This is a genomic window from Chamaesiphon minutus PCC 6605, from assembly GCF_000317145.1.
GTDB classification, from domain to species: Bacteria; Cyanobacteriota; Cyanobacteriia; order Cyanobacteriales; family Chamaesiphonaceae; genus Chamaesiphon; species Chamaesiphon minutus.
In genome coordinates this window covers 2,478,283-2,498,926 of sequence record NC_019697.1, presented here as the reverse complement: position 1 = coordinate 2,498,926, position 20,644 = coordinate 2,478,283, and the positions used below count along the sequence as shown (strand labels likewise).

Sequence of the window (20,644 nt, the reverse complement as noted above, 5' to 3'; positions counted from 1 at the left end):
AGCGATTACCTACAGCGAGCGCGGATGCGCCAACTGTAGGTCGAGATCTAGTGAGCCGAGCCGTTACCATGATATTTGTCGGAATCATAGAAGCCGTTGCGGGTACCGAAGAATAGGGCACCAAGAATGAAGGGAATGGTCAGGATTGGTAAGATGATTTGAACGCTCATGTTAGGTTAGGGGATAGGGATTAGGGATTAGGCTTGAGGCTTGAGGTTTTAGGGGGATGCCTAAGATCGAAAAGTTTGCTGTAGCAAGCTGTCTAGCGACACTGCTGCTGATGCCTAGTGTGCCTAGAAGGTAAAATTTCAAGGTGAGCAGAGTCGATTCTAATTAACTACTCACTTGCTATTATCAAACGATCGCTCCTATGCGTGCAACGATAGTTAACCATTCTTGACGAGTAGAGCCGAGCGTAGAGCGAAAACTTGCCCTGACTAACTTAAATTTAATAGTGGTTTGGCGAGAAAATAAGCAGCGATCGATTTAGCATCGATCGGTTCGCCACTATAAATCGCCGCTTCAAATTCGCTAGGAGTCATAAGCATGATACTAATATCTTCATCGGCATCGCCCGCAGGTTGGACGGCTAATTTTTCTAAATCTTGCGCTAGATAAGCATAAATAATTTCATCGCAATAACCAGGCGCGAGAAAAAATTCACCTAAATTGTGCCATTTGCTGGCGCGATATCCCGTTTCTTCTTCAATTTCGCGCGCGATTGTCGTTGCGGCATCTTCGCCTACTTCTAATGTCCCGGCGGGGAATTCTAAAATTCTGCCTTGAGTCGGGTAGCGATATTGTTTGACTACTACTAATTTTCCGTCATCAGTAATTGGTACTGCTAATGCGCCGCCGGGATGGTGAATGCATTCCCATTCGCCAGTGACACCATTCGGTAGTTCGATCTTATCGACACTAAATGTAAATTTACGGCCTTGATAATGTAGCTTATTTTGAATGAGTTTGGCTGGTTCTTTTCCTAATGGCATGTGTTTTAATTTTAGGGATTAGGCTTTAGGCTTTAGGTATTAAGGAGTCTTGATGCAATATTGCAATCGCTTGCTATTCTGGTAGCAATTTAACACCCGCACATTCTAACTTGTTGCAGAGGGTGGCGATCGAGTCGCCCGATTTGGGTTCGTGCCAATCGGGGGCAATTTCGGCTAGCGGGATGAGTACGAAGGCGCGTTCGAGCATTCGGGGGTGGGGAATTTGCAAGGTGGGGAGATCGATAATCAGATTGTCATACAGCAACAGATCTAAATCTAACGTCCGCGCGCCCCAAACTTCCTGTCGCACGCGCCCAAAATCAGTCTCGATCGATTGTAAAATACTCAATAAATCTAATGGCGTCAGACTAGTCTTCACGGTCGCACAACCGTTGAGATAATCTGGCTGAGGGGGGCCGATTGGGGCGGTCTGATACCAGCTAGAAACGGCGATTAGCTCGATCTGAGGCTGAATTTGCAATCGCTCGATCGCTCCAATTAAAGTCGCTCTCGAATTTCCCAAATTACTCCCCAATCCGATCGCGCATAGGCTATTATTCAAACTTAAATCTGTCATTAATTAAATGATTAACTGTCGATCGAGCATAGCGGTGGTGCGTTACGCACGGACACGATAACACACCCTACGAGCGATCGACTATCGACTATCAACTATCAACTATCAACTGATTTTAATGCTTGACTAAAACCGATCGCGATCGTGATATTAGAGAGCGTCAAAAAGAACTCAGCTCCACCATGTAATAGATCCACATCTGCCAACGATTTATGTAAAGTAAGTTGAGCGTATGCGCCTATGGGAATTGTCACTGCTACAAATACCAGAGTTAGATAGAAACCAATCAGAGCAGTTTTGGGAGTTTCGACTCTTTTGGTCATCAACCAGAGAAACCCTAAATAAGGAAATAAAGAGAGCGCAAATAATGATTCTTTAGAAAATACTGAGGCAATTATCGATGACATATATCTGAGATTCAGCAAATAATAGAGACTTAAATTATTCAACTAAAAGGTGAGTTATTATTAAGTTAGAGATTTAAACCCTAGCCTAGCAACCCAGCTATCAATTATCAATTATTGACTACTGACTGCTTACTAATATGCCAAGCAGCCAGACACATCGTCGCATTACCTACTACCGTCATCGCTGCTTGTAGAGTTACCAACCACTCTAGCGTGGGAGTATTATCGAAGAAATGCCAAGTACACGCACACATGGCACTTACCAGTGCGGGTAACATCCCAAATGAAAGACTCCGCCAAGCTAGATTACCACTAGTTTCGGCATACAGCCAAATCAGCCAGATGGCAGTCATCCACTCAATGACGCTAGAAATATGAATGACCCAAGTCGGTATCGAGAGTACGTGCATCGAGTTAATTAGCGATCGATCTACTTTATTATTGACTATGTGCTGCGATCTACGCATCTAAAGTGTAACGAATCGATCGTTGACCGAGCCTCTACTGTATAGAATCGACTCAATCGACACTCGATCGAGCTAAAATTTACAACTGATGACATGTAGGCATTACTGCACTCGGGTATTTTCCTGAGCTAAAGTATGCCAGCCATAACGCCAGAAACCGCCCGATTAGTCGTTCCAAAAGTTGTCTGCTAGTTGCTTGCCGAGTTATCAAGCTGTCTGTGGCAAACTCAATTGCCTCGTCTGCAACCATCATCTCTGTCATAAGTCGATTGGACTCGAACTTGCGGAAAATATCTTGTCAAAAGTGAAGTTACAACTAAGATACCGCTTGCTTAAGGATAATCATCATTGAAAAAGTACAAAAAGATCGGGCGGTTTTTAGTGCGGATTGGCTTAGGATTTTTGGCCGTTGCAATAATTGGTGCTTTTACACCTACAAAATGGTTTTACTCACAACAATCAGACTGTAATTTTCCAATTTATGTGAGCAATGTTAACAATTTTCATACTGAAATTATGGTGCCAGTAACCAATCGGGTATTTGATTGGCAACAGCATTTGAACTTAGAACAATTAGGTCGATCGGCAGAGCGGTATGAATATCTAAGTTTTGGTTGGGGCGATCGACAATTTTTTATGAATGCGGCTTTCGATCCGATCTCGATTTTTGATGTGCTGTTTATCCCTGGCCCAAGTGTGATGCATGTTTGGGGTCGAGTGCAACCAAAGTTAAATTCAGAATCCGATATTGAAATACGCAAAGTTAATTTGAGCGAATCTCAATATGCAAAACTCGCCCAATTTATTAATAATAGCTTCGATCGATCTGTTGATAATAAAGTCACTTATTTACGTCAAGGCTTATACTCTGACAGCGGTTTTTACAATGCGAAAGGGACTTATTCAGCACTGAGAACTTGCAATGCCTGGACTGCCGAAGCATTACGCATTGCCGATGTCAATACGCCAGTATGGACGGCTCTGGCTCCAGCAGTGATGAAGCAAATCGACTGCAATTGCAATCGATCGAGCATCAACTCACATCTTGCATCAAAATAAAGTTAATAGTGTTTTAGTGGATAGTAGGTAGTGGATTTGAGTCGCGAAATCCAAAATGGTATTCGTCATTCGTTAATTTAGGATTGAGACAATCGTTTGACTTCCATACCACCCAGCAGTGAATCGGTTTCCTTTAATAGATCGGGGATTTTGGCGGCGTGGGGACTAGCAGCCAGACAGGTAGAAAAATCGAGTGCGTCGATGTTGGTGGCTTTGGCTCCAGGGAACCAGTGTCCGCCATTTTCGAGTAAGTTGTAGCGCATTTGGCCGTACTCGATCATGTCATAGGCGATCGCTAAATTGCGCAGCCAGAGGATGGTGTGGATATTAATATTCCCAGGGGTGTCTGCGGGGGCTGGCAAGCCTTGTTTCCAGGTGCGTACCCATTCTGTACCCAGTTTACTCGCTGCGGCCTGTTCTAGGCGATCGATAATCGGTGGCAGCAATTCGGCAGCGCGGTCTAAAAGTGGTAAGGTTTTGAGCTGTTCGTCAAAATCGCTGGGTTTGGCAGCACCCACGCTGAGGGTATGGATTTGAGGATGGCTCAGACAAAAGAGATTGTTAAAGACGATCGGACTTAAGGGTTGACAGAGTTCGACTAATTTTGCCGATGGCTGGTTGAGCAAGCCACCTTTATTAGTCGGACTGATAATAAATACACCTAAATCGTGACGAGTTGCTGCTGCGATCGCCGCCCAATTAGTTTGATTGATATAATACCAATGCAGGTTGACATAATCAAATTTATCAGTCTCTATCGCCCGAACGATCGTGTCGGTAGTACCATGTGTCGAGAATCCAATAAACCTAACTTTACCTTCCGATCGCAGTTGGTTTGCTACTTCCCAACAGCCGCCATCTCGCAATGTATAATCGGCTAGTTCTTCATTATTCAGGCCATGAATACCTAACAAATCGACATACTCTAAATTGAGCCGAGATAAGGATAACTCGAAAGTTTTCCTAAATTCTTTCGGATTGGCAACCGGAGCAACTTTAGTCTGGAAAATAAAATCTTGACGGTTTAATTTAGGTAAGATTTGACCGAGTTGAACTTCCGAAGATCCATAAAATCTGGCCGTTTCAATATGATTGATGCCGACTTCTAACGATCGACGGATCGTCGCTTCTAGGTTGCGTTGATTTTCATCGGGAACTTCAGTTAGCGGAATATCTTGCCATTTATGTTGATATCGCATTCCGCCACAAGAAAAAACGGGCATCTGTAACTCTGTACGGCCAAAACGACGGTATTTCATGAGGATTTTAGATTTTGGATTTTGGATTGAGTTTACATTAACCTTTTTGCTAACGCCTAAAACCTAACGCCTAAATCCTAAAGTAGTGTCAATTGTCCGTCAGCTTTTTTGGACTTGGATTTGGGGATAGATTTGTTGCTATCGGTGGTTTCTAAGTCAGATGATATCTCGATCGAGGATTCGGGAGTAGGGGTGTCTGTAGAGGATTCGATGTCTAGTAAAACACTATCTCTTGGCAATGAGCCGAGATCGTCTCCAGATAATAACTCATTGGCAGCCGCAATCATGGCGGTGGCAATGTCTTTGAGATCCGGGCGATTGTCGAGATAGGTAGAGAGTGCTACCATCGGATCGCCAACGCTACAGCCGAGTTCGGGCAATCGCGGCTGGCTCAATTGACTGACGAGTTCGGCTTGAATTGTATAGTGATGAGCCGCACTCAAAGCTTCGTGAATTACCGCACTACTAATTTGGTCTACTCGATCGGGACTGAGTTGATAAATCAATCGTACTACGACATCGGTAATATCAACCTTGGCGATCGCGGCTAAAATATCTGCTTGAGGTTGTTCGCTTTTGGAAACATCGACTTTAATCGTCCGAAATGTCCGCACGGGTAGGGGGCAAAATTCCCATGTAGTCTCGAAACTTTTGCTCGCGGGTTGCACAGTCGGCTCAATCGTGACTAATACATAGCCCTTTTCTTCCTTTTCCTCGCTAAAATCTACCCGCTCGATACTACCGGGGTAAACGACGGCGGGGTCGTTGGTTTTATTAAGATTTTGGTGGCGATGGACGTGTCCGAGTGCCACGTAGTCAAAGCAAGAACGCGTCAGAAAGGACAGGGGAATCGTAAAACCTCTACCGACAGCTAAAAATTTTTCGGCTCCTAGGGTGGCATTATCGGCCATTAGGTGAGCTAATACGACGGTGGGGATGTCTGGATTTAATTTCCGAATTTCGCCTTCGAGAGCTGGCTGGAGTCTATCGAGCAATAATTGGTTAACTTCCAACATCGAGAGATTTTCGGCAATCTCGCGCGTGAGTAGGGTGGAGCGATTGATCCACGGCAATGTCAAAATTTGGATCGCACCACTGCGAGTATTAATTATATGCGTATCGATCGAGTCACCGACGATCGTTCCTGGCACGCCTAACGAGCGATAAATCGACAAGCTGGCTCCACCTTGTCCCTGCGAATGTTGATCGTGATTGCCAACCAGCAGCACGGCAGGAATATTAGCATCTACCAGCCGATAAAATTGTAAGGCAAAAGCTTGCTGGATATAAGGGGCGGGCGTGGCATCTGGAAAGGCGTCGCCACCAAATAATACCAGATCGACTGGTTCGGCTAGAGCTTTGTCGATCGCGGTAGATAGGGATTTGACAAAATCTTGGAATCGCGTATTCAGTCCCGTTTCTGGGTCGATCTTACCATGGGCGAAACCACCGCCCATGTGGATATCCGATAGATGTAGAATTTTCATCAGATGAGGGTTTGAGGCTGTAGGGATTGGATGCCGATCGATGGTCGAAGTATCTCAGTAACTATATACTAGCCGAAGTCGATCGGTCTAGCGATCGCCTTTTGTATAGATAGAAGTTCGGAGTTGGAAGTTGGGAGTTATGATGCAGATACAAAGTTTCGATCGATCTGAGTCACGCTCGAAAATATCGCTACATGGGATAATAGCCCGATCGCTTTACGATCTATACTTCTACCAAAGTCCTGACCTTTGATGAATGGCACTGTCCCGTTAAGGAGTGAAGTCCTCAAAGCTTGTGGAACTAAGAATTTCTGAGATCGTAACTGGACGAGCTATTGATTATGACGAACGATCTGTCAAAACATCACACTCGATCGATAGAATAAAAAGATCGAGTGTGATAAATAGCGATCGATGTGACTAGCCATCGAATCACGATCGATCCGATCTCGATCGATTCTAGTTTTAGCTCGATATCTATAGAAATAAATCCGATCGCTTAACTCGTTGGCTTTGCCTACCGAAGGTAATCGCGCTCGATTAGAGACGATCGAGTGACTTCAATAATTACGTTCGCGTAGCGTCGGCTCTGCCGAATCGAACTCATAGCAATTCTCCAAAGGGGAGGCTACGCGATCGAGTTAGACTTTGAGAAATATCGAGTAATATCGATAGTATCGATCGACGAGAGCGAATATTTTGGCAAATCGTATTTATATTGGGTTTTCCTGATGTTGAGTGCGGCAAAGTTGTCGTTCGGTGGTGAGATCTAACAAAAGATAGCTCATGCCACAATTGAGCAATATCGATTAAGAGTTATTGTGCGATCGACGATAATTGCTGGTGAATATGTAATACTGTCAGAGTATTTTGGTATGGCTGTGCATGACGATCTTCCCCCATGATGAATTTGCTAAGAGTTTTTTAGAAAACTTGCTTTCACCCTTTGGTAAGGTCGAGCCATCTTATAAAATTGCTGCTGAAGTTAGGGAAGTTGATGTCTATTTCATTCCGTTAGTGACAACTCTCGATTGTACCGATTTGGGATTACTGGCTCAATGTGTAACTTCGCTAGTTGTCTTCGAGCCATTTCGGAATTCGGTTTCTGTGCCCGACATTCGTGCTTGTATGTCTAAACTCTACGATTTACATGCCAAGATCTATCGAGAGGAAAAGCGCAAGAAGCAACCAGAACCCAAGGATGACGAATTACCCATGCTGTGGATTCTGACACCGACTTTATCGGATAACATTTTAATTAGTCTGGGGGCTAACTTAGATGCCGAACGAGGTGAGGGTGTATATTTTTGCTACCATCGGCACAGAAGACGGGAATTATTGTGATTCATCGCTTACCCAGGACACCAAAGACGCGGTGGTTTAGAATATTAGGTAAGGAAGGGGTGCAAAGGCGAGCGATTGAGGAAGTAACCGAACTACCCCAGGGGCATCCTTATCGTCAGAGTACGCTAGAGTTATTAGGTAATTTAAAGGTTACGTTAGAAAGTCAGGCAAATATTCAACCAGAGGATCGGGATTTAATTATGCAGTTATCACCTTTGTATTTGGAAAAGATTCAAGCTGCCAAGCAGGAAGGAAAACAAGAAGGCAAACAGGAGGATCGACAAGAGATTGCCTTGAGAATGCTGCGTAAAAATATGCCTTTAGAAACAATTGCCGAGCTGACTGAATTAAATACCGAGCAGTTACAAGCTCTACAATCGCAATTATAAAACAGCTAACCGACCGCCGCTAGGCGGCGCGCAAGCTTCGAGAGCGCATGGCAAATTTTAACACGCTCGAATCCGATCGAGCGATCGATACTCTAACGCTCGATCGCGCAAGCGCACCCCCAAGGGTGGTCGAATGAATCCAAAAACGATCGATCGAAAGCATAAATCGTTGGCGTAGCCGCGTGCAAGGTAATCGAGTCTCCCAAATCGATATCGCTCTAAATAATTACGCTCGATTGTTATTATAAGCATTTAACTTTACAACGCGATCGAATCGTTCAACATTAGCGATCGATTATTACCATTGCTCGATCGCTCCAAACTTTTGACGATCGAGTTAAAGCCGATCGGGTTTTATATTCCAAAAGAAACGATCGAGCAATTACAAATCCTCCGCTCTCAACCAGGAAATAACTAACCGATCGAATATAATAGTAAGAGCGAATACCATCAGCCGCGATCGCTTGGATCGATCGCGATTGAGTGAATAAATAACGATCTGTCCAAACATCACGCTCGATCGATAGAATAAAAAGATCGAGTGTGATAAATAGCGATCGATCTGACTAGCCATCGATCGAGTAAAATAATTACGATCGATCCAATCGCGATCGATTCTAGTATTAGCTCGATATCTATAAAAATAAATCCGATTGCTTGACTCGTTGGCTTTGCCTACCGAAGGTAATCGCGATCGATTAGAGACGATCGATCGACTTCAACAATTACGTTCGCGTAGCGTCGGCTTTGCCGAATCGAACTCATAGCAATTACCCAAATGGGAGGCTACGCGATCGAGTTAGACTTTGAGAAATATCGAGTAATATCGATAGTGTCGATCGGCGAGAGTGAATATTCTGGAAAATAGATCGCGAAGACAAGCCAGAGTTATTGCTCCGCACAAATTTGTCTATGGGCATCTGCTTGTCACTGATGATCTTAATGCGATCAGTCTAAAGTTTCAGCAATCGAGTCAATAAATAGCGATCTAATTATTCCGATGTACCGAGTAGTTGAGTTTTAAAGATAGAGCAAAATTAATCAAGTCTAACGCCCAAAGTGCTACACATTTTTGCATACAAAGGAACTCCCTGTGTTGTATCAAGCTTCCACTTTGCACCGTAGGAAGAGGCAATCTTATGAGATTCAGATAGGAATTTATTGAGGCGAGGGGTATGATAGCTTACAAGCTCCCTGTTGTCATATACCATGCCGAAAGTTGGGTGATTGACAGGCTGCAAATAGGTTTCTTCACCATGCGGACGATAAGCGTGTATGGCACCATCGATCCAGGGAAACCAAATGTCTGTAGTTAGTTCTATTCTCACTTCAACTACCTTATTTTCTGTAAACTTATGATTCTTTTTATCAAATTCAAGATTGGGAGAACTATCAAGAGTAATTGCAGTAGTTGGATCGGCACAATCCTTATTGATTTCAATGTCATAAATTTCTGCTATTAGGCTTCCCATGTTTCCAATATATTGTTCTATAATCTCATTATTTGAGTTAAAATAAGCTAGCTTTGTCGTAAAATCTGGTGGTTCTATACAAGGAAGCCCGTTAGAATCTAGTGGTTCATAAATATTTTGGCTGCGTAAAAAATCTTTTTCTATGTAATCGACATAACTTTTTACTTCCAATAAACCATAAGTTTCAGTTGTGGAAATGCAGCAAATATCTTGTTCTTCTGCGATCGCTGCAATCGATTTAAAGAGATCGAGCATATTTTGTACTTCCTTTTCACTTTTTGGATATGGCAGAAAAAATAACCAATCAGCAATAGTACGGCCTCTACGTGTTGTACGCCAGTGATTTTTAGAATAAGATATGCTTGTTGTAGAATCCATTAGAAATCTTTGCCTCTAATAAAAATATGTCTATGTCTCCATACTATATACAGCAGCTTCAATCATAGGATATAGTAATAAATTGGGAAATTTTATTTCTAGCCGTTTAAGACATTTTATAAATTTATTGCTTTGAAGATTTGAAGAGATATTATCAAAAATAGAAGAAATATTATTTATAATATTCTCATCATTACAAGAATCAAGAAAGTCAATTGTTTCCTGCTCATCTTCAGATAATAGCTGAGTCAATTGATTCCAAAATATAGGATATCGAGTATCTTCGATAAATAAACTATCAATCTCGTTAATTATTTTAACTATCTTTTCTTTGTCTAGCATTTGTTTAAAATAGCAAGATATCGCGTAGGGTGGGCACTGCCCACCAGCTAGGTTTCAGGCAAAATCTATTTTACAAAAAATTGCGCCTACCTACTTAGTCGGTAATTAGATGTTTTGGATCTTTCGCACTCTTTCTGTCGATCTTGCTAAGTTGATTCAACCTGTCAAGTTTGGTAATTTAACTAGGGATGAGGTAGATCTGATGTTAGGAATTGAGTTGCAACAGACACGAGTTTATCAAGATGCTAAGGCTGATGGCGAACAAATATTAGTGCTAAAACAGCTTACGCGAAAGCTGGGGAATATTACTACTGAAATTCGATCGAGAGTAAATAGTCTAACGATCGATCGACTCGAATCTTTAGGTGAGGATTTATTAGATTTCACTCAAATGAGCGATCTGTTGGCTTGGTTGGATGCTCATTAGCTCATTAGATCGATCGAGTCATGCTGAAGCGATCGATCGTCCAAACATCACGATCGAGCAATTACAAATCCTCCGCTCTCAACCAGGAAATAACTAACCGATCGAATATAATAGTAAGATAGAATACCATCAGCCGCGATCGCTTGGATCGATCGCGATTGAGTGCATAAATAACGATCTGTCCAAATATCACACTCGATCGATAGAATAAAAAGATCGAGTGTGATAAATAGCGATCGCTCGATTTAAATAATTACGATCGATCCGAGCGCGATCGATTCTAGTATGGTTCTACCGAACTTGTATAGCAAGTTCGGTAGAACCAGGAAGTTTTATCAGTCTACACAATTCGGCGGCAATTTTTTCAGACCAATCCTCATCTGCTGTATTCGATCGAGATTTTTTGGATAAGCACAAACCTAATCGATCGTGTCTAAACCAAAACTTCTCCTTCGTTCCCAGTAATTTGGGTGCTTAGACATCTGCTGGCGAAACTTCAATTATTTGGAATTTCTCACTCACACCGATTTTCGTTGGTCAGTTAAACATATTATACCGATCGCTCGCATACTGCTGGTAAAGAAGCAATGTAAAATATCCTGTGAGGTATCGATCGAGTATACGACCAAATGACTGAGATCCAGGCTGTACTGTGTGGTTATTATGGCAAAGGTAACGGTGGCGACGAAGCATTGCTGGTGTCGATGTTAGAGATGTTACCGCCACATGTAAAACCCCTAGTATTGTCTGCCGAGCCGCGCGCTACTTCCAAAAATTATGGCGTCAAAAGTTACGATCGGATGAATAGTGGCTCGGTAGTCCGCGCGCTCAAAGAATCGCAAGTTTTAATCTTGGGTGGCGGCAGTCTGATTCAAGATGCCACAAGTATGCGCAATTCGATCTATTATGGGGGGCTAATAGGATTAGCCCGACAATTCGGACTGCAAACACTCGCGATCGCACAAGGCATCGGCCCTGTAGATAAACCCCTGACTCGCTGGATTGCCAAACGCGCCTTTGGTAACTGTACGGCTCTGAGCGTCAGAGATCCAGCCTCAGCCGCCTTGCTCGAAAGTTGGGGACTCTCGTGCATCATCGCTCCCGATCCCGTGTGGAGTCTTGCCGCCACCCCAGTGCCGGAAATTGCCAGCATCCCCAGCCCCAAAATCGCCGTCACCTTGCGATCGCACCCCAAACTCACAGCCGAACGTTTAGCTACCGTCACCACAGCCTTGGTGGACTTACAAGCCGCCACTGGCAGTCATATTTTACTCGTGCCCTTCCAACCGACTACAGATATGGATATCGCCCAACAGATTCGCGCCAAACTGACAGATAATAGTCAAGTAGTAACACTCTCAGATCCCAAACAACTCAAAGGTTTATTTCAAGGAGTAGATCTGGCGATCGGGATGCGCTTGCACAGTCTAATTATGGCAGCAGCAGAAGGATGTAAATGTTGGGCGATTAGTTACGATCCAAAAGTTAGTAAACTAATGACAGAAATTAATATCCCTGGCTGGGAACTAGGCGATATCCCCACAGATCCAGTTACAATTACTCAAGCTTGGCAACAACATCTCCAAACCGGAACGGCTCAAAGCCAAGATTTTCTCCAAAATATCGCCCAAAAATCGCTCGCTCATAAAGACTTATTGACTGCGGCAATTAATAACATCAACTGAAAGGTTAAATAGGGGATAGGCTTTAGGCTTTAAGGAAAAGGGTAAAGGGTAAAGGGTAAAGGGTAAAAGAACAATTCTATCTCCCCCCGTCTCCCAGTCTCCCAGTCTCCCAGTCCCCCCGTCCCCCAGTCCCCCCCGTCCCCTTGTCCCCTTGTCCCCCTTGTCCCCCTTGTCCCCCCGTCTTTCCACCCCCATCCATCCTGCCATGACCCCAGCAGAACAGCCCCACAACCCCGGTAGCGCGAATTCTGGCGATAGTCGAGCCAAAACAGACCAAGCGATCGAGACGATCTATACCACGGTTGAAGCACAACCCGATCGTACCGACTGGTTGACAGTAGTCAGCAATCTCCGCCAAATCAACCGCCATTTAGTCGAAGAAATCGCCAGATTAGAACAAGCTTTGGCATCTGCCAAGCAGACATTACATACTCACAAAGAAGCCAATCAGAGCCACGAAATTACCATCTTGCAACAACAAGATGAGCTGAGAACCGCACACGATCGCGTTAGCGCACTCTTTTTACAACTAGAAACTTCGCACCAAATCGGCCAACGTCAACAGACGCTGATCGAAACCCTCTCGCAGCAACTAGAAATCGTCCAAACGATCGTGCCTCAAATTGAAGCCGAACATGAAGAACTGCGGCAACAATACGATTTACAATCGCAAAAACTGCTCAAAACCGAGCGCGTCGCGATCGAACTCCATCGGCGGCTGAAGCTGCTCCAAGCTAATGGCACCAGCCAATCGACACCTGGTAGCACTGCGACGCCCCCACAGTCAGATGCGACCGATCCGACCCCATTCAGCGGCGAACTATCTGGCGAAATCGCCACTTACAAATCGACTGCCGATCGATCGGCTCCTAAGCGTACAGACATCTCCACCGCTAAAATCGACCCAGCACCCCCCTCGGCACCACTAGCGGCTCCCCAAATTGAGATGCCAGACTGGACGCCATCGGCTCCCAACCGAGCCAAAAACACCATCCTGCCGCCACCTCAACCATCCTCACCAGGAGGCTGGCGCGAAGTAATTCGCCAGGATAGAGAGACACATCCTTATCGCGATCTTTACCAGCCTGCGCCAGCTCCCGTAGCTGCTGACACATCGCTATCGACAGAAACCAGCGATAAAGAAAGTACTGCCTTCAACGACCTCAAAATTGCCGAATCATCTCCCAATTGGCCAGCACCCACCGTCAATCGCGGCACCGTTGCCAAAGCCACCAAAATCGATCTGCCTAAATTCCCCAAACGAGCGGAAAATTAAGCTTTCGGGTGTTGTTAATTTGAGATAGGATTTTCTGTTTCTTCACCCAAAAATTATCTCATCCCCCGATCCCCGCTCTCTTTGAATATGTCCAAATTCTTGTCCGAGATTGTCATGGCTGCCATGCTCGTAAGCTTGACTGGCAACGTCCACGCCCAAATACCATCAACCCCAACCGCCACCCCATCAACACTACCGACAGCAACGACCCCAGATCTCAAATTATTGGGTAAAGCGATGGGAGTTTTTTGGCAAGGCAATCGCGCTCAAACCGACTCGCAGATCGTGATGACGCTACAGCGCAAGGGGACAAAAGCAAATCCCATTCAAATTAATGCCACTGTTAAAACGATCGCCCAAACTGGCGAACAATTTCGATCGGAATTAACGGTATCTCGATCGGGATCTCCTTTAAAAATCACCTACTCGATCGTTTGTGACGGTAAAAACGTGTGGATGTATCGTCCCGACAAACGCCAATACGCTCAAACTACTTTCGCAGAATTCAAACCGCAATTTCATTCACTATTAGTCGGACTTTCGACAGTTTTCTTTGTCAGTATGCCCGAATCCGGTCGCAAATCGATCGTCGCCGAGATCGCTGCTGGTGTCAATCCTGTCAAATCGCTGCCACCAGACCAAACCGCCAGTTTACAAGGCAACATGCGTCAAGTCGAGGGGCAAAATTTGTATGTATATACCTTCGACAATAAAGACGAAGGATCTAGTTTTAGTGGATACGTTCAACCAGAAACCGGAATTCTCAAACAAATTGAATTAATTAACAATACTGCGGAAGGAGAAATCAAAGTAGTCGAAAAAATTAGCAGTCATACGACTACCACCAATCTCAGCACCAAAACTTTTAAATTCTCCCCACCGCCAAGAACTAAAAAAGTTCAGTCCCTATCCAACGATTTACTTCAATTAATTCAGTAGCTGTTGAGTGTAATGTTCGCGATCTACACATGGTTGTTATCCAATAGTTACTACTATAACTAATGTTACACAGATCGAAAAAATGGTTCTGTCTATGACAGAACCATTAACTCATCGGAAGTTATAATTTAATTCAAAATGCCTAGTGAACTATACCAGCTTGTTTGGTCATATCGATCGGTTTAATCAGATATAAGCGGAGTAAGTTGAAACCCATCGACGCGATCGTGGGGAGATTTTGAATCTTTTTCAAGAATGTAGGAGTGGGAGATTCTGCCGATGCTAATATTTTGAGATAGCCTGCGGCACACTTGTCTAAAAGTGGGAAGAACTTGGGATGATCGACATCCAAAATTATTGGGAATATACGTCCCGAAGTTTTATTGGTTTCTTGGATAACTTCGATATCGAAGTCGCGGCTATTCATACCCAAAATACCGTAGAATTTGCTTGCTCGATCGCGGAGATACATCGTCGCAAATACAGCTAACAGGAAGAACCGACACCAGAGTTTTGCTCTAAAATCATTCAGGAGCTGGGGTTGCGATCGCATCAGAGCATCGAAGAAGTCACCGTGACGGTTCTCGTCTTGGCACCAGTTATCGAAGAAATGGAAGATCGGGTAGATCCGATGTTCGGGATTTGCTTCTAAGTGACGGAAAATTTTGATGTATCGCCAGTACCCAATCTTCTCGGATAGGTAGACTGAGTAGAAGATAAATTTGGGTTTAAAGAAGGTGTAATTATGATTTTGAGTCAGAAAGCCCAAGTCTAGCGAGAGTCCAAAGTCAGCCATCGCTTTATTCAGGAAGCCAGCATGACGAGCTTCGTCGCGCGATAGGAGGTTAAAACCTTCAGCGAGGAGGGGATTTTTGTCCTTAAGCTTACGACTGAGTTCTTTGTAGAGCAGGAACCCAGAAAATTCAGAAGTGCAAGAGCTTTCGAGAAACTCGATAAAGATCTGACGAGTTTCGGCGGGGAGATCGTCCCAAGAGCGATCGAATCTTTCGTCCCTGACGAAATGGGTGCGGTTATAATCAACCCGAAATTCTTCAATAATCGCTCGTAACTCATCTTCATTGCCTGAGAGATCCATTTTCGCCATCTCTTCAAAGTCGGTGGTATAGAACCGAGGCGTGAGGAGAGTTTCTTTGGCGGGGCGTTTGACACCCGGTCTGATTTCATCGAATGATGATGGTTTTTTAAGGGAATCTACCATAATAATTTGTTTTATAACTAAATTCGATCGCGCTCGATTCAGGCAACAGCCCAGACATCTGCTTGGCGCAGCATCTCCAGTGAAGAATCTGCTATTTGTGCATTTTACCAAGTCTAGACTGGCTCGGCAGTGGTTTTGTGTTAAGAGTTACAACGTTCAAAAATTATGCAGAAGTAGCGATCGATTTAATAAAGAACACAGTTCGCTCGGCTTCTCTAAATCCAGTCTTGGTATGAAACTCATGGCTTGCCGTGTTTTCAACTAAGGCATCCGATGCAAGTTCGATACATCCCTGCGCCAATGCCCATTGCTCGGCATACTCAACCATTGCCCTACCCACACCTCGATCGCGGTATTCATCTTTAACATAGATGCCTTCAATATAGCCGACAGGACTCTGTGTTGCCTCTGGAACGTATTCATATCGCAGCGAAAGATTCATAAACGCGATCGCTTTTCCATTATCGTCCCGAACGATAAATGCTGTCTCGCGATCGGAATCCAAGATTTCAGTTAAAATCTCTTGCATTTCGATCGATGAATAATCCGGCCAAAGTTTTAACGCCAGGTCTAGCCACTCGTTAAAATCATTTTGGGTAACATTGACAATTTTCATATCTATATTTTACTGTTTGAAAAGTGATTTCTGTCTCACTAATTCGATCGATCGATATTCATTTTTGACAAGTACGTAATTACAATTATTTGTAAAGCAGACTATGCCCGCTACCTATCCTTCAGCAAGAGGTAGTTATCAATCCTCAATTATCGATCGACTTTGATGAGCGGCAATCTCACTGGCGATGAAATTTTGCCAGACTTCGTTTGGTTGCCAAACGCTTTCCATTGACTTGCGAGCTTCTGTTTGAGATATGCCTAAAATCAGGTGACGATAGAGAAAGACAAATGCAGATACGCGCATATTCATGGCGCAGTGTACAAAAATTGGTCGTTCCGATCGCGATGCCAAGACATCACAAAATCGATCGAAATCCTCATGAGTCGGGTTGTCCCAGACGACGGGAATATTTAGATAATTCATTCCCAATGCTGTGACGATCTTCTCTTCTTCTGGGATGGCGTTTGCAGCATTTGGGGGAGCTAAATTGAGAACTGTTCGATAACCAGCACGAGCAATATATGAAAACTCTGGGACGATAGGTTGTCCGCTAGTTGCCAATCGATCGGATATATATCGATAGTTGAGAATATCCTCAATGCCGTTTTTTGGGCGCAGGCGCGAGGCGATCGTCTGCCAGATCGAACGCCCATACAAGCTAATATTTGCAGAGATGTTTTGTTTGTTCATCATATGTAAATCTAGTAGTTGCTAAATATTTCGATCGCTCTGCACTCAATTACATGTTAGCCGCTGATGGGAGCGACTAGCACGAAAAATTTAGCAGGGACATTTAAGTAGAGTCTGTTGTAGACTAGTCCCAAGCCTATGAAATCAGGAGGTATTTCTCGACTATGGAAGAGAACTCAATTGTCGATCGAATCGCATCCCAAATGGCAAATCCACAGCCAAACGAGATTGTCACCGTCCGCCCCGAAACTGACACGATGACTCGTCAACGTCTGCCATATTTTGTAGGCATCTCCGCCACCACGGCAGGATCGCAGGGAATTTCGATGAATCTGGTCGTTATCCCTCCAGCTAGCTCCGCCGAGCCACATTTTCATCGCGATTATGAAACCGCAATTTATTTAATTGAAGGTCGGGTCGAAACCCGCTATGGCGAAGGGCTGAAGCAATCGGTTATCCATGAAGCTGGGGATTTTATTTTTATTCCACCCGGAGTACCACATCAACCATTCAATCTCAGTGCCACCATACCCGCTCGCGCCCTAGTTGCACGTAACGATCCTAACGAGCAAGAAAACGTCGTGCTCTACGATCCCACTGCGGCAAGTTAAGGCATTCCAACATCGCTTCGCTCGAACGATTTAACGGACAGGCGGGAAGTCCCGCGCTCTATCCGTTTCGGATGAGCGTCGGGATGAAAGCCGAGCGAAGCGACGATTGCCCGCTCGACAAACCCGACAAGCGACGCTGCTTCGAGAAGGAGAGCGGGTATGAGGAGATGAGCAACTTCCTTGCCTTTTCTTTGTATATTCATTACAATATTATCAGCAACCTTAGTTAATGATAATGTACCAAGCTTACAAATTCCGACTATACCCAACAGCCGAACAGCAGCAATATTTTGCTGGTGCTTTTGGTTGTTCGCGTTGGTTCTGGAATTACAGCCTAAATCTTTGTCAGGAAACATACAAGGCTACTGGTAAGGGGCTAAGTCGAGGTGCGATCCAAGGTCTGTTGCCTCAGCTAAAGATAGAATATCCTTGGCTAAAGAAAGGTGCTTACTCGCAGTCTTTGCAAGTTGTAGCTCTAAACCTATCTGTTGCTTATCAAAACTTCTTTGAGAAAAAAGCTGGTTTTCCTAGCTTCAAATCAAAGCATGGACGGCAATCTGTCAGTTATCCTCAGAATGTCAAAGTCGGCGACAAGTCTATCAAGCTACCTATCATTGGTGAAGTGAATTGTAAAATTCATCGTACTTTTGATGGCACGGTAAAGACTGTCACCGTATCTAAAAACCCAGATGGAAAATATTTTGTTTCTATCTTGGTTGATGACGGCATTCCCAGTGTAGATACTAATACAGACGGCAAGGCAATTGGTGTAGATGTAGGCTTGATTGACTTCTGTGTAACTAGTGATGGCAGTAAGTATAAAAACCCTCGTCACCTCAAGAAACATAGTAAAAATCTCAAGCGCAAACAGCAAAAACTCAGTCGTAAACAGAAGGGGAGTAGCACCAGACATAAAGCCAGAAGATTAGTGGCAAAAGTCCACTCTAAAATCAAGCGCGTTCGTGAAGATTTTCTGCACAAACTATCCCGCAAGATAGTAGACGAAAACCAAGTTATTGCAGTAGAAGATCTAAATGTCAAAGGTATGGTACGCAACCACTGTCTAGCCAAAGCAATTAGCGATGCTGGGTGGGGGATGCTCGGAACAATGCTCAAGTACAAAGCCGAGAAAGATGGGAAAACCTATATTGAGGTTGACCGATTTTTCCCTAGCTCTAAGACTTGCAATAATTGTCTGTACAAAGTATCTGAGATGCCATTGGATGTTCGTCATTGGGATTGCCCTAAATGTAAATCTCGAAACGATCGCGACGTAAATGCGGCAAAAAACATCAGAGATGAAGCCTTGCGGTTTTTGGCATTAGGAACTAGTGCTGCTGCCAGTGGAGGGGATGTAAGTCGTGGTGGCAAGATTTCGGTCTTGTCGGACGCTGTTCCCCGCGAAGCTGGAAGCCCGCTCTCTACCCGATAGGGTGAGAGTCGGGTAGTTCACATCGCTCGATAATCATAAAGAACATTTAATATCCCCCTAGTTAATTTCGCTCGACCTTAATTTAATATCGATCGATACTTAACCTTACTAATGACTTTGACAGGGTTTGAAATTTATGCCGCTAGTCAATCCAGCCCAAATAGACAAATCGCTAGACTTAGAGCTTCCGTAGCCAGAAATACAAACTTCGCTCGATCGAGATCCTAAGATCTTAATGTGAGTGGATAGCCTCACACTATTATCGGCAAAGTTTTATGAGCGATCGATATCCGGTCATTATTATTGGCGGCGGACAAGCGGGATTATCCGTGAGTTATTGTCTCAAACAACGCGGCATCGACCACATTATCTTTGAAAAGCATAGCATCGGGCATGAATGGCGATCGCGGCGGTGGGATAGCTTTTGTTTGGTGACTCCCAATTGGCAATGTCAACTGCCTGGGTATCCCTATCCCGGCAACGATTCCGATGGTTTTATGGCGAAAGATGAGATCGTCACATATCTCGAAGGCTATGCGGCGAGCTTCAATCCACCAATTAAAGAAGGGGTGACGGTAAATAAAGTCAGTCAGACGGAAACGGGCTTATTTGGCGTTAGTACCTCGATCGGCGAGTATACTGGCGATCGAGTGGTTATCGCGGTTAGCGGCTATCATACGCCCAAAATTCCTCGACTGGCGGAACGTTTGCCTGCTTCTATTCATCAACTGCATTCCTCAGCGTACAAGAATCCCGAATCTTTAGCAGCAGGGAGTGTCTTAGTAGTCGGGACGGGACAATCTGGCTGTCAGATTGCCGAAGATTTGCACCTGGCGGGGCGACAAGTACATTTATGCGTCGGGGGTGCGCCGCGATCGCCACGTTTGTATCGAGGTAAAGATGCGGTAGAATGGCTCGATCGAATGGGTTATTACGATTTGTCGATCGACGAACATCCCAAGAAAGAAACTGCACGTAGTAATACCAATCATTATCTCACCGGACGCGATGGCGGACGCGAAATTGACTTACGAAAATTCGCGCTGCAAGGAATGAAATTACACGGCAGATTGCGATCGATTAACGATGGTAAACTAGAGTTTCAAGATGACTTACGCCAAAATCTCGATCGAGCCGATGCCGTTGCTGCAAATATCAAACAAAATATCGATCGATATATCGAACAAGCACAAATTGATGCACCGAGCGAACCACCATATCTTCCAGTTTGGCAACCAGAAAATCCCGAATTAAATTTAGATTTAGCAGCGGCGAATATTCAGACAGTAATTTGGTCTACAGGTTTTCAAACCGACTTTAGTTGGATCGATTTGCCCGTATTTAATGGTAGTGGCTATCCCCATTACGATCGCGGTATTACCAACTTACCCGGCTGCTATTTTATCGGCTTACCGTGGCTGTATACCTGGGGTTCTGGGCGATTTTCGGGCGTGGCTCGCGATGCGAATTATATTGTCGAACATATCGCCATTAAAGAAAAGGTCGCGACTGCTAGTAATTGGAGTATCGTCAACGAATATTTGCTCGGTTCGTAGTCAAAGATACAATCTAT

General features: G+C 44.4%; 26 protein-coding genes. 10 read left to right on the top strand and 16 right to left on the bottom strand.

Annotated features, from left to right (window positions below):
- Nucleotides 1-47: 47 nt before the first annotated feature.
- The 6 genes from CHA6605_RS36150 to CHA6605_RS11560 form a co-directional block, all read right to left on the bottom strand.
- Nucleotides 48-170: a hypothetical protein gene (locus tag CHA6605_RS36150; RefSeq protein WP_015159627.1), complete on the bottom strand. Its 123-nt coding sequence runs from the start codon at nt 168-170 to the stop codon at nt 48-50.
- Between the two features lie 267 nt (nt 171-437).
- Nucleotides 438-992, bottom strand: a complete 555-nt coding sequence (locus CHA6605_RS11580; protein ID WP_015159626.1) for an NUDIX hydrolase — start codon at nt 990-992, stop codon at nt 438-440.
- Nucleotides 993-1,065: 73 nt separating this feature from the next.
- On the bottom strand, nt 1,066-1,569 hold the full coding sequence (gene folK, locus CHA6605_RS11575; protein ID WP_015159625.1) for a 2-amino-4-hydroxy-6-hydroxymethyldihydropteridine diphosphokinase: 504 nt from the start codon (nt 1,567-1,569) through the stop codon (nt 1,066-1,068).
- A gap of 98 nt (nt 1,570-1,667) precedes the next feature.
- A complete protein-coding gene (locus CHA6605_RS11570; RefSeq protein WP_015159624.1) occupies nt 1,668-1,976 on the bottom strand; it encodes a DUF3593 domain-containing protein in 309 nt (102 codons plus the stop codon).
- A gap of 107 nt (nt 1,977-2,083) precedes the next feature.
- Nucleotides 2,084-2,386 (bottom strand): DUF2499 domain-containing protein, encoded by a 303-nt coding sequence (locus tag CHA6605_RS11565; protein ID WP_015159623.1) that lies wholly within the window; start codon nt 2,384-2,386, stop codon nt 2,084-2,086.
- A gap of 136 nt (nt 2,387-2,522) precedes the next feature.
- On the bottom strand, nt 2,523-2,705 hold the full coding sequence (locus CHA6605_RS11560; RefSeq protein WP_041547948.1) for a hypothetical protein: 183 nt from the start codon (nt 2,703-2,705) through the stop codon (nt 2,523-2,525).
- An 86-nt stretch (nt 2,706-2,791) separates the two neighbouring features.
- On the opposite strand from CHA6605_RS11560, the gene CHA6605_RS11555 reads away from it, so the two are divergent.
- On the top strand, nt 2,792-3,502 hold the full coding sequence (locus CHA6605_RS11555) for a DUF2459 domain-containing protein (RefSeq protein WP_157259967.1): 711 nt from the start codon (nt 2,792-2,794) through the stop codon (nt 3,500-3,502).
- Between the two features lie 77 nt (nt 3,503-3,579).
- On the opposite strand, the gene CHA6605_RS11550 is transcribed toward CHA6605_RS11555, so the two are convergent.
- Nucleotides 3,580-4,761 (bottom strand): aldo/keto reductase, encoded by a 1,182-nt coding sequence (locus tag CHA6605_RS11550; RefSeq protein WP_015159621.1) that lies wholly within the window; start codon nt 4,759-4,761, stop codon nt 3,580-3,582.
- A gap of 77 nt (nt 4,762-4,838) precedes the next feature.
- Nucleotides 4,839-6,251, bottom strand: a complete 1,413-nt coding sequence (gene sbcD / locus CHA6605_RS11545) for an exonuclease subunit SbcD (RefSeq protein WP_051038833.1) — start codon at nt 6,249-6,251, stop codon at nt 4,839-4,841.
- Nucleotides 6,252-7,133: 882 nt separating this feature from the next.
- Here sbcD and CHA6605_RS35730 point away from each other — a divergent pair.
- A complete protein-coding gene (locus CHA6605_RS35730; RefSeq protein WP_051038830.1) occupies nt 7,134-7,592 on the top strand; it encodes a hypothetical protein in 459 nt (152 codons plus the stop codon).
- Nucleotides 7,556-7,981, top strand: a complete 426-nt coding sequence (locus CHA6605_RS35725) for a hypothetical protein (protein WP_232432255.1) — start codon at nt 7,556-7,558, stop codon at nt 7,979-7,981. The genes CHA6605_RS35730 and CHA6605_RS35725 overlap by 37 nt, the downstream gene beginning before the upstream one ends.
- 57 nt (nt 7,982-8,038) lie before the next feature.
- Here the strand turns inward: CHA6605_RS35725 and CHA6605_RS11535 are convergent, their stop codons facing one another.
- From CHA6605_RS11535 to CHA6605_RS11520, 4 genes are all read right to left on the bottom strand, one after another.
- Nucleotides 8,039-8,233, bottom strand: a complete 195-nt coding sequence (locus CHA6605_RS11535) for a hypothetical protein (protein WP_041547946.1) — start codon at nt 8,231-8,233, stop codon at nt 8,039-8,041.
- Nucleotides 8,234-8,363: 130 nt separating this feature from the next.
- Nucleotides 8,364-8,555 (bottom strand): hypothetical protein, encoded by a 192-nt coding sequence (locus tag CHA6605_RS11530; RefSeq protein WP_041547945.1) that lies wholly within the window; start codon nt 8,553-8,555, stop codon nt 8,364-8,366.
- 463 nt (nt 8,556-9,018) lie between these two features.
- The gene (locus CHA6605_RS11525) at nt 9,019-9,831 is read right to left on the bottom strand and encodes a hypothetical protein (protein WP_015159619.1); all 813 of its coding nucleotides are present in this window, start codon (nt 9,829-9,831) and stop codon (nt 9,019-9,021) included.
- 30 nt (nt 9,832-9,861) lie between these two features.
- Nucleotides 9,862-10,173: a hypothetical protein gene (locus CHA6605_RS11520; protein ID WP_015159618.1), complete on the bottom strand. Its 312-nt coding sequence runs from the start codon at nt 10,171-10,173 to the stop codon at nt 9,862-9,864.
- A gap of 109 nt (nt 10,174-10,282) precedes the next feature.
- Between CHA6605_RS11520 and CHA6605_RS11515 the strand changes: the two genes are divergently transcribed.
- The 4 genes from CHA6605_RS11515 to CHA6605_RS11495 all read left to right on the top strand — a co-directional run bounded on the left by CHA6605_RS11515 (nt 10,283) and on the right by CHA6605_RS11495 (nt 14,500).
- Entirely contained in the window at nt 10,283-10,600 is a 318-nt protein-coding gene (locus tag CHA6605_RS11515) for a DUF4351 domain-containing protein (protein WP_041547943.1), read from the top strand.
- Between the two features lie 629 nt (nt 10,601-11,229).
- Entirely contained in the window at nt 11,230-12,285 is a 1,056-nt protein-coding gene (gene csaB, locus CHA6605_RS11510; RefSeq protein ID WP_015159617.1) for a polysaccharide pyruvyl transferase CsaB, read from the top strand.
- Between the two features lie 205 nt (nt 12,286-12,490).
- Complete coding sequence (locus CHA6605_RS11500; RefSeq protein WP_015159616.1) at nt 12,491-13,561, top strand: hypothetical protein; 1,071 nt, start codon at nt 12,491-12,493, stop codon at nt 13,559-13,561.
- Nucleotides 13,562-13,648: 87 nt separating this feature from the next.
- The gene (locus CHA6605_RS11495; protein ID WP_015159615.1) at nt 13,649-14,500 is read left to right on the top strand and encodes a DUF2092 domain-containing protein; all 852 of its coding nucleotides are present in this window, start codon (nt 13,649-13,651) and stop codon (nt 14,498-14,500) included.
- 142 nt (nt 14,501-14,642) lie between these two features.
- Here CHA6605_RS11495 and acsF read toward each other — a convergent pair whose 3' ends face one another.
- The 3 genes from acsF to CHA6605_RS11480 all read right to left on the bottom strand — a co-directional run bounded on the left by acsF (nt 14,643) and on the right by CHA6605_RS11480 (nt 17,031).
- Nucleotides 14,643-15,719 carry a magnesium-protoporphyrin IX monomethyl ester (oxidative) cyclase gene (gene acsF / locus CHA6605_RS11490; protein ID WP_015159614.1) on the bottom strand — a complete coding sequence of 359 codons (1,077 nt, stop codon included), beginning with the start codon at nt 15,717-15,719 and terminating at the stop codon, nt 14,643-14,645.
- A 163-nt stretch (nt 15,720-15,882) separates the two neighbouring features.
- Nucleotides 15,883-16,335, bottom strand: coding sequence for an aminoglycoside 6'-N-acetyltransferase (gene aac(6') / locus CHA6605_RS11485; RefSeq protein ID WP_015159613.1), 453 nt, complete (start codon nt 16,333-16,335; stop codon nt 15,883-15,885).
- A 138-nt stretch (nt 16,336-16,473) separates the two neighbouring features.
- Complete coding sequence (locus CHA6605_RS11480) at nt 16,474-17,031, bottom strand: protein tyrosine phosphatase family protein (protein WP_015159612.1); 558 nt, start codon at nt 17,029-17,031, stop codon at nt 16,474-16,476.
- Nucleotides 17,032-17,192: 161 nt separating this feature from the next.
- Between CHA6605_RS11480 and CHA6605_RS11475 the strand changes: the two genes are divergently transcribed.
- The gene (locus CHA6605_RS11475; protein WP_015159611.1) at nt 17,193-17,639 is read left to right on the top strand and encodes a cupin domain-containing protein; all 447 of its coding nucleotides are present in this window, start codon (nt 17,193-17,195) and stop codon (nt 17,637-17,639) included.
- Here the strand turns inward: CHA6605_RS11475 and CHA6605_RS11470 are convergent.
- Nucleotides 17,636-17,842 carry a hypothetical protein gene (locus CHA6605_RS11470; RefSeq protein ID WP_041547939.1) on the bottom strand — a complete coding sequence of 69 codons (207 nt, stop codon included), beginning with the start codon at nt 17,840-17,842 and terminating at the stop codon, nt 17,636-17,638. The two genes, CHA6605_RS11475 and CHA6605_RS11470, sit on opposite strands and share 4 nt — an antisense overlap.
- Nucleotides 17,843-17,874: 32 nt before the next feature.
- Between CHA6605_RS11470 and CHA6605_RS11465 the strand changes: the two genes are divergently transcribed.
- Both CHA6605_RS11465 and CHA6605_RS11460 read left to right on the top strand, forming a co-directional pair.
- Nucleotides 17,875-19,071 (top strand): RNA-guided endonuclease InsQ/TnpB family protein, encoded by a 1,197-nt coding sequence (locus CHA6605_RS11465; RefSeq protein ID WP_015158624.1) that lies wholly within the window; start codon nt 17,875-17,877, stop codon nt 19,069-19,071.
- A 275-nt stretch (nt 19,072-19,346) separates the two neighbouring features.
- Nucleotides 19,347-20,627 (top strand): MSMEG_0569 family flavin-dependent oxidoreductase, encoded by a 1,281-nt coding sequence (locus CHA6605_RS11460; RefSeq protein ID WP_015159610.1) that lies wholly within the window; start codon nt 19,347-19,349, stop codon nt 20,625-20,627.
- Nucleotides 20,628-20,644: the final 17 nt, after the last annotated feature.

Coding starts and splice junctions, on each gene's coding strand:
- CHA6605_RS11565 (WP_015159623.1), bottom strand. CDS start 2,386: ATGCACGTACTCTCGATACCGACTTGGGTCATTCATATTTCTAGCGTC.
- CHA6605_RS36150 (WP_015159627.1), bottom strand. CDS start 170: ATGAGCGTTCAAATCATCTTACCAATCCTGACCATTCCCTTCATTCTT.
- CHA6605_RS11550 (WP_015159621.1), bottom strand. CDS start 4,761: ATGAAATACCGTCGTTTTGGCCGTACAGAGTTACAGATGCCCGTTTTT.
- CHA6605_RS11520 (WP_015159618.1), bottom strand. CDS start 10,173: ATGCTAGACAAAGAAAAGATAGTTAAAATAATTAACGAGATTGATAGT.
- folK (WP_015159625.1), bottom strand. CDS start 1,569: ATGACAGATTTAAGTTTGAATAATAGCCTATGCGCGATCGGATTGGGG.
- CHA6605_RS11530 (WP_041547945.1), bottom strand. CDS start 8,555: ATGGCTAGTCAGATCGATCGCTATTTATCACACTCGATCTTTTTATTC.
- CHA6605_RS11470 (WP_041547939.1), bottom strand. CDS start 17,842: ATGAATATACAAAGAAAAGGCAAGGAAGTTGCTCATCTCCTCATACCC.
- CHA6605_RS11535 (WP_041547946.1), bottom strand. CDS start 8,233: ATGCTTATAATAACAATCGAGCGTAATTATTTAGAGCGATATCGATTT.
- acsF (WP_015159614.1), bottom strand. CDS start 15,719: ATGGTAGATTCCCTTAAAAAACCATCATCATTCGATGAAATCAGACCG.
- CHA6605_RS11580 (WP_015159626.1), bottom strand. CDS start 992: ATGCCATTAGGAAAAGAACCAGCCAAACTCATTCAAAATAAGCTACAT.
- csaB (WP_015159617.1), top strand. CDS start 11,230: ATGACTGAGATCCAGGCTGTACTGTGTGGTTATTATGGCAAAGGTAAC.
- CHA6605_RS11560 (WP_041547948.1), bottom strand. CDS start 2,705: ATGACAGAGATGATGGTTGCAGACGAGGCAATTGAGTTTGCCACAGAC.
- CHA6605_RS11525 (WP_015159619.1), bottom strand. CDS start 9,831: ATGGATTCTACAACAAGCATATCTTATTCTAAAAATCACTGGCGTACA.
- CHA6605_RS35730 (WP_051038830.1), top strand. CDS start 7,134: ATGACGATCTTCCCCCATGATGAATTTGCTAAGAGTTTTTTAGAAAAC.
- CHA6605_RS11495 (WP_015159615.1), top strand. CDS start 13,649: ATGTCCAAATTCTTGTCCGAGATTGTCATGGCTGCCATGCTCGTAAGC.
- CHA6605_RS11515 (WP_041547943.1), top strand. CDS start 10,283: ATGTTTTGGATCTTTCGCACTCTTTCTGTCGATCTTGCTAAGTTGATT.
- CHA6605_RS11460 (WP_015159610.1), top strand. CDS start 19,347: ATGAGCGATCGATATCCGGTCATTATTATTGGCGGCGGACAAGCGGGA.
- CHA6605_RS11475 (WP_015159611.1), top strand. CDS start 17,193: ATGGAAGAGAACTCAATTGTCGATCGAATCGCATCCCAAATGGCAAAT.
- CHA6605_RS11570 (WP_015159624.1), bottom strand. CDS start 1,976: ATGTCATCGATAATTGCCTCAGTATTTTCTAAAGAATCATTATTTGCG.
- CHA6605_RS11480 (WP_015159612.1), bottom strand. CDS start 17,031: ATGATGAACAAACAAAACATCTCTGCAAATATTAGCTTGTATGGGCGT.
- CHA6605_RS11500 (WP_015159616.1), top strand. CDS start 12,491: ATGACCCCAGCAGAACAGCCCCACAACCCCGGTAGCGCGAATTCTGGC.
- CHA6605_RS11465 (WP_015158624.1), top strand. CDS start 17,875: ATGTACCAAGCTTACAAATTCCGACTATACCCAACAGCCGAACAGCAG.